The organism is Flavobacterium sp. AC105 (assembly GCF_979258495.1).
The window spans coordinates 2,396,021-2,408,380 of sequence record NZ_OZ409860.1; the positions used below are offsets into that span (position 1 = coordinate 2,396,021).

Below are 12,360 nucleotides of genomic sequence, written 5' to 3' on the forward strand. Positions count from 1 at the left end.
AAATCTATGACATAAAAAAATCACTGACTATTAAAAAATAATAATCAGTGAAAATCCGTTTAATCCGTAAAATCCGTGGGCAATTCCCAATTTTTATTTGAGAGTAACTTTCGCTGTAGCGGAAATTTTTCCAGTCGAAGTATTTTGAATAAAACCAATTATTTCCCAATCATTTGTATTGAAATCAGAAGGTTTTGCAATTGTTAATTTGCTTTCTTTTCCATTTAATGGAAAACTTTTAAGATCCCTCACAATCTGAACATGATGCAAAGTATTTCCTCTATTTTCTCCACGTTCGACTTTTGTAATTCCATGTTTTTGAATCGTTGCAATACATAAACTTGTGTTTTTCTCAATATTATTTGTTTTAAAATCTATAAATAGTGAATCTTTATCAGAGTTTGTCTGCGTCAATTCCAGATTTGAAATTTGTTTCGTTTCTAAAGCATCAGAAATCTTTTTAGAAAGACTTGTTTCGTTATAACCTGCAAATTCCGTAGTTCCGTTAATGACAAACTGTGGCGTGTACATTACATACAGCTTCAGCCAATCCTGATATTTTTGTTGACGATTTGTAAATTTGTTCGAACTAAATTGATCTTTCCAGCCCAAACGATCCCAATAATCAACATGATATGCCAGAAAATAAATGTTTTTGTCTTTGGTTTCTTCCTGCAATTTCGCCATCAATTCATCGGCAGGAGGACAGCTTGAACAGCCTTCGGAAGTAAAAAGTTCTACAACGGCAAAACCATTTTCATTCGTTGTTTCTAACTTGATTTTTTGGGATTTTAATTTTCCGGTTAATTCTTCATGACTGTCCGGAAACATGAAACAATTGAGAAAAAAGAGACTGGTAAGTGCGATTAACGGAGCTATTAAAAGTGTGTTTTTCATAAGATTATGTTTTTAAATTTATATTTTTATCAAAGGTAAAACCAACATAATCGTTATTTAAAAGGAAAAAGGCTCAACCGTCCATATTAAGGGGCGAATGGTACATTATGGATTTTTAAAATTTACCCGCAAAGACAAATGAGCGGAAACCTGAAACCTGAAACAAAGAAAACCTGAAACAAAAATTAAATAAGCTTCGAAGGCGGCATTCCGAATTGTTTTTTAAAAGCAAATGAAAAATGCGATAAATCTTCAAAACCAACTTCAAGATACGCTTCTGATGGGGAATGCCCTTTTTCTTTGATAAGATAATACGCTTCCTGTAATCTTTTTTGCAGCAACCATCTGCTCGGTGAATTATCAAAAATACGTTGAAAATCCCTTTTAAAAGTAGCCAAACTTCTTCCTGTAAGATAAGCGAAACGTTCTAATTGCACGTTAAAATGGAAATTCTTTTTCATAAAAGCTTCCAAATCAATTTTTCCGGGTTCTGTAAAATCGAATAAAATATCTTTTAATTCCGGTTTGCATTGCAGCATAATTGTAATGGCTTCGCGTAGTTTTAACGCCTGAAGATCCTGATTAATCAATTGATCTTCATTTATGTACGGAATTAAAGAATCCATAAAACTTTTTAATAACGGAACTTCTTTTAATTGTAAAACGGTTTCTGTTTCCGGTGTTTTAATCAAATTCGTTTTCTGACTGTATTCCATAGCAAAATTCCGAAGCGTTGCCTGATCCAGATAAATTGAAATGGCCTGAAAAATGCCGTCAGGGCCAGGTTGTTTCAGGAACTTTATAAGCTGATTTTTTCTGATGAAACGAAAATCTCCCGGTTGGGAAATATATTCTTTCGTGCCGTTTTTTAAAGTTAAAGTACCTGAAATCTGATAGCTAAAAACATGTTCAGCAGCAAATTGTTCGCCTTCCCGGTTCTGCGTATAATAGCAGGAGTAGGCGATAGGCGACGGATTTTTATTCGATTTAAAATTAGTCATATACAAATTTATAAAAAATCAGACAGTACTTATAAAATTATAAATACGATCTGATTTTATTGTTATTGCTATCTATTGCTTTTTGATATTGCCATTGAAATTGATTTTTGCCATTGCTAAAATTTATTTTTTCCCCGCAAACCATTTAGCCTGACTCATGTCCATAGATTTTTGCGAATCGTCATGATCTGTAGATAAACTTACATCAAGCCATTGTTCCATTTCTTGTTGTCTTTCCTGATCAGCAGCTTTTAGAATACCAATGGCTTCACTTCCCAATACAAGATGCATTGGTGGATTTGGATGAGAAGCTAAATCAACCATAACTTTGGCGGCTTTTTCTGGATCTCCAACCGGAATAAAATTTCCTGCTTTAAAGAAATCGGTACGTTGTTTTATCAAATCATAACCTTCAATTTCAGCTGCATATGTCATAGATGCGCCGGCCCAATCTGTACGGAATCCGCCTGGTTCTATACTTGTTACAAAAATTCCTAATGACGCAACTTCTTTGGCTAAAGCTTCGGTAAATCCGCTAAGGCCAAATTTTGCTGCCTGGTACATCGTTAAACCTGCATTACCAACGCGTCCGCCTACAGAACTAATTTGTAAAATTCTGCCCGAACCTTGTTTGCGCATATAAGGCAATACGGCGCGGGTAATTTCGATTGGCGCATATAAATTGGTTTCCAATTGACTGCGAACCTGCTCAGCTGTAAAAGCTTCTGCAGCGCCAATAATTCCGAATCCGGCATTGTTTACCAATACATCAATACGCCCAAAATGCTCTACAGCCGTATCAACTGCCGCATAAACCTGTTCGTAATTGGTTACGTCTAATGCTAACGGAAATATCTGATCGTTATAACGTTCTTTTAAATCCTGTAACTGATTGATATCTCTGGCAGTTGCTGCTACTTTATCGCCACTTTCTAAAACTGCTTCTGTAAGACTACGTCCTAATCCGCGGGCACTTCCTGTAATAAACCATGTTTTATTCATTGTAATTGTATTTAAATGTTCAGGACAAAATTACGTTAGAAGTGCAGTTGCTAAGTTTGTTGAAAAGCTCAAATTTATTTGTTTAAAAGCTCGTGAGGGTTTTGCCACGAAGTCGCTAAGGCACAAAGTTTTTTTTGTTAAAGCCAAATATTAAAATGATTAGTATGAATTTGTTTCACGCAGATTAGGCAGATTAATAGTGATTTCGAAATTTAAATCTGCTTAAATCTTTTTAAATCTGCGTGAAACATAACATTTAAATATTTCTAGATTCTTTGTTTGATTAAATACAATAAATAATGTTTAAATGAAGGCCTAAAAAAAAGCCACAAAGCAGGAAAAAAAGCTTTGTGACTTTGTGACTTTGTGGCAATTAAAAAATTTAGCTTATACTGTAAGTTGCCGTATACAATTTTCTAAACATAAAATAAGTTACACTTACCATGATAAAAGCAATTATTGCATCTATAGTATCGGCGAAAGCCAAAACAGCAAGTTTAGAAAAGAAGGCAAAAATGATGTCGAAAAAAACTCCGGCAAATACCCATTCTTTCAATCTTAATAATTTGTCTGGAATCAATAAAGTAATAACTCCGGCAAGTTTAAATATGCCAAGGATGTAAATAAAATGTGCTGGATAACCCAATTGTTGTGTGATTCCCCATACTAATGGATTTTTAGTAAGTTCGAAAAATCCGCTGGCGCCAAACCATAAAGAAGTTAATACGATTCCTGTCCAATAAATAATTTTTGTAGTTTTTGTGTTCATGATTTCTGATTTTTTTAAGTTATTTATGGGACAAATTTGCGGCATCAGCGATTTAAAAAATATCAGAATTTTATCGAAACGGACAATTTAAACGTCAAAACGGACATTAGAAATGCTGACATGAATTTACGTAAACAAAAAAACGGCAGGAAAACAATATAGAACTTTAAAAAGTACCATACTATTTCCTGCCGTCTGAGTTAGAAAAATTGAGTTAGATTTCTATAGGATGTTCTACAACCACATCGGTATCTTTTGGTTTTGCCAATTGATTTACCCGCCAGATTAAACCTATTGAGCAAAGTGTTACAATTGCAATTACATATCCTAAAATATCATAGTTTTCCAGAGGAGATGTTTTTGTTTCCTGATGCACGATAAATCCGGCGCAAACAGCTGCAATTCCGCCTGCAATTTGCTGTAATGATGATGTTATCGACATATAAGCACCACGATCTTTCATTTCAGGAATAGCTGTATTTAGCGTTGTTGCAGGAATCATACGGCTCATAACTCCCATAAAAAGAATCATGTTGATGACTACAATTTCCCATAATGGGATAGGAGTAAGGTTGGTATAAATTAAAATCATAATGATAGAAATTATTGATCCTGCAGCAAATAATTTAAACTTACTGATTTTATCACTCAGTTTTCCAATTAATGGCATAATGAATAATACTGAAAGTCCGGTGAAGAAAAATACCATTGGCAATTGCAATTGGCTAATGTGAATGTTATTTACCAAAAAAGCACTCCCAAAAGGCTGAAGCATAAAACCTCCAACAGAAAGAAATGCAATCGCTGCAAAACCAACCTGATAACGTTTGTTGCTTAAGGTGTGCCAAAGGTGTAAAAACGGATTTTTATCGGATTGTAATTCTAAATGTTTGGTTATTGGTTTCATGATAAAAAGAATCGCGATAAGAATCAGGATTCCTAAAACGGCAATCATAATAAAAGCCGAATGCCATCCCCAATTGTTGGCGAAATAAAGTCCTACGGGAATTCCTAAAATCTGACTTGTTGCAAACGCCATTTGTATGAAACTCATAACGCGTCCTCTTTGATGAATCACGAATAAATCTGTAACAATTGCCAAAGAAACAGAACCTATAACGCCGCCAAAAAGACCAGTTACGATTCGGGCTAAAAGCAGCATTTCATAATTGGCAGAAAGCGCGCAGAAAACAGTTCCCAGAATAAAGCCTGTATAAAAGAAAATAAGGAGTTTTTTACGGTCGAATTTGTCTGCAAAACCAGCAGCAAGCAATCCTGAAATCCCGGCGCTGAAAGCATATGCCGAAACAGCAAAGCCAAAATTTGCGGTTGTCATATCAAGCGTTTTCATCAGGATATCTCCCAATGGGGAAATTACCATAAAATCGAGAATAACAGTAAATTGCAAAAGTGCCAATATGGCGATAATAAATTTTTGATGAGAGGTAAAAGGGGCAATTTCTATTGTTGTTTTTTCCATTTGAATATGTATATTTCGGTTAGGTTAATTCCTGGCAATCGTAGCCAAGTTTTGTCACAATGCTTATGATTGTGTCAGGGTCAAGTGTTTCTGAAACAATACGCAGCACGCAGTCAATATCTTCACAATCAATGCTCCATTGTATGATTTCTGAGTTTTCGTCGAGTGCTTTTTGTATTTCCAGATTTTTGTCTGTTTGTTTAATATCTGTTTTAAAAACATGGATATTATTTAGATCAATTTCCATATGATTTTAAGGTTTTAAAGCTTTTAAGGTTGCTTGAAAAGCTTCTTTCATTATTGGTTTTGTTAGTGTAAAAGGTTTTCCGCCCATGCTTTTACCTTCGGAATGCAGATTTAATAAAGTATATAATGGTCCGTAGGCAACAGACCAAAAGGCTTCAAAAGTCATAGGTAAAAGTTCATTGTTGTGCAAACAATTGTCTATAAATTGCGTCATGATTTTCCTGAATGTAGAAAATTCTTCGATCGAATCTAAGATAGCATCTGCGTGTGGCGAATGTTTAATGATTTCAAAAAATGCAACCTGCTTTGGATGTTTCATGGCAAATTCAGCCCTGTTTTCCCATTGTCTCCACAATCCTTCTGCAAAAGGCATTTCCGGCGAAAAGTTTTTAACCGTCCCTGTAAAGAAATCGAGTGCCACCGCCGCACCAATTTGCTGGATCAAATCGTCTTTGTCTTTATAGTAGATATAAAGCGTTCCTACCGAAATATTGCAGGCTTTTGCAAGCTTGTTCATACTGAAACCTTGAAATCCATCCTGAACTATCTGGTCAATAGCATTTGCAATAACCAGTTTTTCTTTGTCTACATCTCTTAACCTCATCACTAATTTTTTGACAAAGATATAATAATAAATGAATGAACATTCTTTTATTAATTATTTTTTTTGAGTTGGAAGAAAAATTATTAAAGCGCTTTATTCAATCCAATTAATTCGCCTGATTTTTTCTAAAGGCAGATGGAGTAATGCCCCGATGTTTTTTGAAGATTTTGTTGAGATGGCTTTCATCATTAAAGCCCAGTTCGTTTGCAATTTCGCCAATGCGCAAATCACTATATAAAAGCCGGTTTTCGACCAGTTTTATCCGGTATTTTGAAATGTAATCCTGTAAAGTTTCGTTGGCTTGTTTTTTAAAATAACGACCAAGATACGTTTCAGAAATTCCGAATTTTTTACTCATAACTGTTACACTCAGTTTTTCGGGTTCGTAAATATGAGTTTGGATATATTCGAGAAGAGTATGTGCTTTTCCGTCTGATTGTTTGTTGATGTTTTCCGGAAGATATTCAGAAATATTTCGGGCAATAATGACAATCAAAGTATTAATCAATAACTGAATAAGTTCTGTATTATATAATGTTGGATTGTAACATTCATGCTTGATTGCTTCAATAACCGGATGAACGAGGTTTTTATCTGTAATTCTTTTTAAAATGCATCCGGGCTGATGATTAGCGTGTTGCAGTATATATTCGAGTTTATAAAGATTATTGGATGTAAAAGGCCCGTTTTTAATATAAATGTCCGTAAAACGCAACTGAAAAATGGTAGTTGAACTCTTTATTTCTAATGAATGAGAATCGGCAGGAGTAATCAAAAACAAATGTCCGGGTTCATAAGAAAGTCGGTTTTCATTGATGGTTTGAACGCCTCTTCCGGAAACAATATAAAGTAATTCAAAGAAATTATTGCCGACTTCTGTATGTAGTGATTCTGTTATTTCTTTAAAAATGACTTCGTAAGGAAGATAGAGATTATTTTTTGCCATAACATGATATTACTAAAATGACGAAAAATGTTACTATTTAAATTTAGTTAAATCAGTATAATTTTGCTCAAAGTTAAATCAAATAATTTAGTAATGGAGAAAATAATGGAGAAAATTATCGACAAAACAGTTACACAAGAGTATCAGAAACAAAAGTTTACATTGCCAATTGCGCCCGCATCATTTTTTGCCATGACATTAGGATTGGCAGAAACCGGAAACGCCTGGAGAAATGCAACTCAATTATGGAATTTGCCTTTTTATATTGGAGAAGTTCTGGAAGGATTAGCTGTAATTTCGTTTTTATGGTGGCTGATGCTGTATGCAAACAAATGGATTCAGCACAGAAAATTAGCGATAACTGAATTTAACGATCCTGTACAATCATCGTTTCTGGGTTTGATTCCGGAATCTATCATATTAATGGCAATCGCAATTCATATTTACAGCCAATCTATTGCAATTTCTTTGTTTTGGATTGGTTCTATATTAAATCTTATTTACGGTGCTTACCGCCTTTCAACACTTTGGACGCAAGAACGTCAGGCAGAACAAACTACGCCATCTTTGTTCCTGACTTTTACGGCAAGTATTTTGGTAAATGCGCTTGCAGCAGGATTATTGGGCTATACAAATTACGGATTTGCACTTCTGGGAATTGGTCTTATCTCTTGGCTCATTATGGATTCGGTAATTATGCAACAGCTTACAATTGGCGGACTTAACGCTAAAACCAGAAACTTTATGGGAATTTATATGGCACCGGCGGTTGTTGTATTTGTTGCGTATCAGGTTTTGTCGGGAGATAATTTAAGCATTCCAATTGTTTATGGTTTAATGGGTTATGCCTTGTTTATTTTTGTTGCTATAACTTTTGCTTTAAAATGGCTAAAGGAACAGGCTTTTGCTCCGGGATATTGGGCGTATACTTTTGGGATTGCAACATTATCTTAGGGACTTTCAATTTTTGCTTTAAAAACGACTGATGCTGCGGTTTCTATATTGGCATTGATTATTTTTTGTTTGATGAATATTGTAGTTCTTGGAGTTGCAATTGGTGCGGTTAAACTTGTGATTAAAGGAAGTTATTTTCCGAAGTAAAATTCTTTGCGCATAGTAAACCCGACAGGTTTTTAAAACTGTCGGATTTGTTGTAGGTGCTATTTAGTGAGTCTTTCCTTAGGATGACAAACTAAACGAAATATTGTTTTGAAAATGAATGACTTAGCCCCGATAGTCCCGAGGCTTCGGGAGCGGGATTAGCTCCTGAAAAAAAGTTTTATTATTAGAAATCGGAAATACAAAAAAGAATTGTAATTGAAATATTTACCTTTGTAACTATGCAGCACAAAGAAATCTTTAAAGAATATCTCTCTAAAACAATCACGTTAACTGACGTGGAGCTTGATTATTTTTTCTCGCATTTTAAACCGATGTCTTTCAAAAAAGGGCAAAGTATTATTACGGCCGGAGAAAATATTGACTGCGAATATTTTGTGATTAACGGATTTCTAAAGTCTTTTTATATCAATGATAGTTTAAAAATGTACATTCTTCAGTTTGCGATGCCAACCTGGTGGGCTTCGGATTATGATGCACTTTACAGCGGATCAAAAGCGGCAATTAATGTCGATTGCATTACAGATGCCGAAGTGCTTTGTTTGTCGAGTAAGGATCGCGAGAAACTTTGCAGTGAGATTCATCAGATTGAATATTTTTTTAGATGGCGAACGAATAAAGGATATGTTGCCGCTCAAAAACGATTGTTGTCTTTTATGAATAATGACGTTAAACATCGTTATGAGGATTTGATGAAACAATATCCGGCGCTTTATAATAATGTTCCCAAACATTTAATTGCTGCATATCTGGGTGTTTCAAGAGAAACTTTAAGCCGATTGTACAATTCCAGAAATGTGACCTAAATCACATAAATCGCTTCTATTTTTAAATGTGATCCAGGTCACATAAGCTCCTTGTTGTTTCTGCTGACCTTTGTCATGTAATTTTTAAATACATACAAAAATGGAAACAACAAAATTTAAATTAGAGAACGCCAACAGTACTATCGAATGGGTTGGCAGAAAAGTAACCGGATCTCATAACGGTACTATAAATACAAAAGAAGGTGTATTCGAATTCGAAAAAGGAAACCTTTCAGGAGGAAAAGTTATTATCGACACGACCGCTATCAAAATTCTGGATATTACTGATCCTGATACAAATGCGCAATTTGCAGGACATTTGGCTTCGGATGATTTTTTTAATTCTGCACATTATCCGGAAGCAATTTTTGAAATTACTTCGGTTACAACCGGAAATATTATTTCGCATATCGAAGGAAATTTAACGATAAAAGGAATCACGAATCCGGTTGCTTTTGATGCGAATGTAAATACGGTAATTGACACTACAATCATTTCCGGAAAAATCGTTATTGACCGAACTAAATACGGAATGAAATTTCGTTCCGGGAATTTCTTCACTAATCTTGGCGATACTTTAATCTACAATGATTTTGATCTTAATATTCAAATAACTGCTAAAAAAGCTTAATTCTAAAGTCATGCCATACGTAAAAATTGAATTAACGCGTGAAGGCGTTAGCAGAGAACAAAAACAAATTCTTATAAAAGGAATCACGAATTTAATTACAGAAACCTTAAACAAAGATCCGCATTTGACACATGTTGTTATTCAGGAAATAGAACTGGACGATTGGGGATATGCGGGAGACCAAGTATCTGTATTAAGAGAAAAAGGCATTACAGCCGATAAAAAATAAATATCATGAAAAAACAAACTATAATTGTTACCGGTGCAGCATCGGGAATAGGAAAAGGAATTGCAAAATACTTTTTGGTCAGAGGCGATAATGTGGTCCTTAATTCATTTACGCCGGATAATCTTGAAAAAACGTTCAACGAATTTGGAGCCGGAGAAAATCTTGCGATGTTTGCGGGTGATGTAAGCAACAAACAAACGGGCGAAGAATTGGTAAAAATTGCACTTGAAAAATTTGGATCTGTAGATGTTTTGGTTAATAATGCCGGAATTTTTGACAGCAAACCTTTTCTTGAAGTCGATGAAGCTTATTTGGATAAATTTCTGAAAACAAATTTAAAAGGAACTTATTTTACGACTCAGGCCGTTATTCCGCAAATGCTGAAACAACAAGACGGCGTTGTTATTAATATAGGAACTCCACTTGTGAATCACGGATTGGGCGGATGGCCGGCTTCGGCTCCTGTTGCAAGCAAAGGCGCGATTCATGCTTTGACAATTCAGTTGGCTGCCGAATTTGGCAAACAAAATATCCGTGTTAATACCGCGTTGCGCCGGGTGTGATCCGTACGCCAATGCACGGTGACAATGCCGATCAAAGCGCAGGATTGCATTTGCTAAACCGAATTGGTGAAATCGATGATGTAGCCGAAATGGTGTATACCGTTGCAAAAAGCACTTTTATAACCGGATCAATTATAAACGTTGATGGCGGAAAAGGAGCAGGGCATAATTTAAACTAAAATGCTAAAATATTTTTCTCGCAGATTTTGCAGATTTTGCAGATTTTTATTTCATAAGCTTTTTAATCCTCTTAATCTATCGCATTAGCACATAGAAACATAGATTTTCCAGACTATCTTAATTTTAGAAGTTTAATGAAAGCATACTTTTTCACAGAGCTAAACTAATGTGAATTAATGTAAAGTGAAACGTCTCTATACAGCATTTAACCCTATGTTTTTATGTGTTTAAATTAAAGCCACAGATCTTAGGATTAAAGAGATCAAAAATAAAAATCTGCCAAATCTGCAAGATCTGCGAGAAAATAAAAAATAAACTAAAATGAAAACTATTCTATTAACTGCTTTTATGCTCTGGAGTTTTCAGGGCATAATAGCACAAAACAACCAAAAGATGGAAACTATAGAAAAAGACAAAACGAGCATTGAACAAGCCTTAGAAAAATATTATTTCGGCGGACTTTATGATGGCGACCTCAACCTTTTGAAACAAATTTTTAATGAAGGAACTTTGTTATTTGGAGATATAAAAGGACAGCCTTACGCGAAAACACTCGATCAATATCTGGACGGCGTAAAAAATCGTCAGAGTCCAAAAGATTCAGGAAAGCCATTTAAAGGCAACATTATTTCGATAAAAGTCGTAAATTCCATAGCTGTAGCCGAGGTTAAAGTAAAAATGTACGACTTCAACTATTATGATATATTGTCGTTTCATCAAATTGATGGTAAATGGCTTATTGTCAATAAAATGCTAACAGATGTAACACCATAAACTCTAAAATTATGTGGTACAATACAAAAATAACAGCAATGCTCGGGATTGATTATCCTATTTTACAAGGACCTTTTGGCGGAAGACTTTCTACGGTTGAACTTCTTGCCAAAGTTTCTAACGCTGGCGGATTAGGCGGTTACGGAGCTTATACTTTAGAGACTCATGAAATATACGAAGTCGATAAGCAGATAAAAGCCGCAACTAATAAACCGTATAATATCAATTTGTGGGTTTCCGATACTGATGTTCCAAAAGACGGAATTTCGGATGCTCATTTTGAAGATACAAAGCAAATTCTAAAGCCTTATTTTGATGCTGTAGAGATTCCTTTTCCGCAGAAACCGGCGCCTTTTAAATCCAGATTTGAAAATCAGGTTCAGGTAATATTGGATGTTCGTCCTAAAGTTTTCAGTTTTGTTTTTGGCGTACCTCCTCCCGATATTTTAGAAGAATGTAGGAAACGCGGAATCAAAACTATCGGTTCTGCAACAACAGTCGATGAAGCCTTATTTCTGGAAGCTGCGGGAGTAGATATCATTGCGGCTTCAGGATTTGAATCTGGCGGGCATCGTCCTTCTTTTTTGGCTTCCGCCGAAGAATCAATCATGGGAACTTTCGTTTTGATTCAGCTGATTCGTGAAAAAGTAAAAATTCCTGTTATCGCAACAGGGGGAATTGCAACCGCTCAGGGAATCGCCGCAGCACTGACCTTAGGTGCAGACGCCGCCCAGATCGGGACCGCATTTTTAGCCTGCGATGAATCCGGCGCATTGCCTGTTCATAAAGAAATGTTGTTTTCTGATGCTGCAAAATACACCACACTAACACGCGCCTTTACAGGACGGTTAGGACGAGGAATCCGCAATACAGTTGCCAAAGAAGCTGCCGGAAAAGAACTATTGCCTTTTCCGTTACAAACCACCATAATGTCACCTTTAAGAACTGCTGCTATCAATCAGGAAAAATGGGACATGATGTTATTCTGGAGCGGACAAATTGCTCCAATCCTGAAACATAAAAAAGCCGATGTTTTAATGCAATCGCTTATAGAAGAAACCAGTAAAATATTGATGTGAAAATTTTATCTCAATTTTTATCCAAATAAAATTG

General features: G+C 35.4%; 16 protein-coding genes. 8 read left to right on the forward strand and 8 right to left on the reverse strand.

The window, feature by feature from the left end:
- Nucleotides 1-93: 93 nt before the first annotated feature.
- The 8 genes from ACZ0AH_RS10205 to ACZ0AH_RS10240 form a co-directional block, all read right to left on the reverse strand.
- Nucleotides 94-897, reverse strand: a complete 804-nt coding sequence (locus ACZ0AH_RS10205) for a DUF1223 domain-containing protein (protein WP_463475695.1) — start codon at nt 895-897, stop codon at nt 94-96.
- A 185-nt stretch (nt 898-1,082) separates the two neighbouring features.
- Nucleotides 1,083-1,898, reverse strand: coding sequence for a helix-turn-helix domain-containing protein (locus ACZ0AH_RS10210; RefSeq protein WP_463475696.1), 816 nt, complete (start codon nt 1,896-1,898; stop codon nt 1,083-1,085).
- 123 nt (nt 1,899-2,021) lie between these two features.
- Nucleotides 2,022-2,900, reverse strand: coding sequence for an SDR family NAD(P)-dependent oxidoreductase (locus ACZ0AH_RS10215; protein WP_463475697.1), 879 nt, complete (start codon nt 2,898-2,900; stop codon nt 2,022-2,024).
- Nucleotides 2,901-3,282: 382 nt separating this feature from the next.
- Complete coding sequence (locus tag ACZ0AH_RS10220; RefSeq protein WP_463475698.1) at nt 3,283-3,669, reverse strand: DoxX family protein; 387 nt, start codon at nt 3,667-3,669, stop codon at nt 3,283-3,285.
- Between the two features lie 214 nt (nt 3,670-3,883).
- On the reverse strand, nt 3,884-5,149 hold the full coding sequence (locus tag ACZ0AH_RS10225; RefSeq protein WP_463475699.1) for an MFS transporter: 1,266 nt from the start codon (nt 5,147-5,149) through the stop codon (nt 3,884-3,886).
- 19 nt (nt 5,150-5,168) lie between these two features.
- Nucleotides 5,169-5,396, reverse strand: coding sequence for a hypothetical protein (locus ACZ0AH_RS10230; protein WP_463475700.1), 228 nt, complete (start codon nt 5,394-5,396; stop codon nt 5,169-5,171).
- A gap of 6 nt (nt 5,397-5,402) precedes the next feature.
- Nucleotides 5,403-5,999 (reverse strand): TetR/AcrR family transcriptional regulator, encoded by a 597-nt coding sequence (locus tag ACZ0AH_RS10235; RefSeq protein ID WP_463475701.1) that lies wholly within the window; start codon nt 5,997-5,999, stop codon nt 5,403-5,405.
- A gap of 106 nt (nt 6,000-6,105) precedes the next feature.
- Complete coding sequence (locus tag ACZ0AH_RS10240; RefSeq protein ID WP_463475702.1) at nt 6,106-6,945, reverse strand: AraC family transcriptional regulator; 840 nt, start codon at nt 6,943-6,945, stop codon at nt 6,106-6,108.
- A 93-nt stretch (nt 6,946-7,038) separates the two neighbouring features.
- Here ACZ0AH_RS10240 and ACZ0AH_RS10245 point away from each other — a divergent pair, with 93 nt between their 5' ends.
- The 8 genes from ACZ0AH_RS10245 (at nt 7,039) to ACZ0AH_RS10280 (ending at nt 12,326) form a co-directional block, all read left to right on the forward strand.
- On the forward strand, nt 7,039-7,899 hold the full coding sequence (locus tag ACZ0AH_RS10245) for an SLAC1 family transporter (protein ID WP_463475703.1): 861 nt from the start codon (nt 7,039-7,041) through the stop codon (nt 7,897-7,899).
- Between the two features lie 386 nt (nt 7,900-8,285).
- A complete protein-coding gene (locus tag ACZ0AH_RS10250) occupies nt 8,286-8,870 on the forward strand; it encodes a Crp/Fnr family transcriptional regulator (RefSeq protein ID WP_463475704.1) in 585 nt (194 codons plus the stop codon).
- A 100-nt stretch (nt 8,871-8,970) separates the two neighbouring features.
- A complete protein-coding gene (locus ACZ0AH_RS10255; RefSeq protein ID WP_463475705.1) occupies nt 8,971-9,501 on the forward strand; it encodes a YceI family protein in 531 nt (176 codons plus the stop codon).
- Nucleotides 9,502-9,511: 10 nt separating this feature from the next.
- Nucleotides 9,512-9,730, forward strand: coding sequence for a tautomerase family protein (locus ACZ0AH_RS10260; protein ID WP_463475706.1), 219 nt, complete (start codon nt 9,512-9,514; stop codon nt 9,728-9,730).
- A 5-nt stretch (nt 9,731-9,735) separates the two neighbouring features.
- Nucleotides 9,736-10,293: an SDR family NAD(P)-dependent oxidoreductase gene (locus tag ACZ0AH_RS10265; RefSeq protein ID WP_463475707.1), complete on the forward strand. Its 558-nt coding sequence runs from the start codon at nt 9,736-9,738 to the stop codon at nt 10,291-10,293.
- Nucleotides 10,294-10,304: 11 nt separating this feature from the next.
- Nucleotides 10,305-10,472 carry a hypothetical protein gene (locus tag ACZ0AH_RS10270; RefSeq protein WP_463475708.1) on the forward strand — a complete coding sequence of 56 codons (168 nt, stop codon included), beginning with the start codon at nt 10,305-10,307 and terminating at the stop codon, nt 10,470-10,472.
- Nucleotides 10,473-10,794: 322 nt separating this feature from the next.
- Complete coding sequence (locus ACZ0AH_RS10275) at nt 10,795-11,247, forward strand: nuclear transport factor 2 family protein (protein WP_463475709.1); 453 nt, start codon at nt 10,795-10,797, stop codon at nt 11,245-11,247.
- A gap of 11 nt (nt 11,248-11,258) precedes the next feature.
- Complete coding sequence (locus tag ACZ0AH_RS10280) at nt 11,259-12,326, forward strand: NAD(P)H-dependent flavin oxidoreductase (RefSeq protein WP_463475710.1); 1,068 nt, start codon at nt 11,259-11,261, stop codon at nt 12,324-12,326.
- The last annotated feature ends 34 nt before the right edge of the window (nt 12,327-12,360 follow it).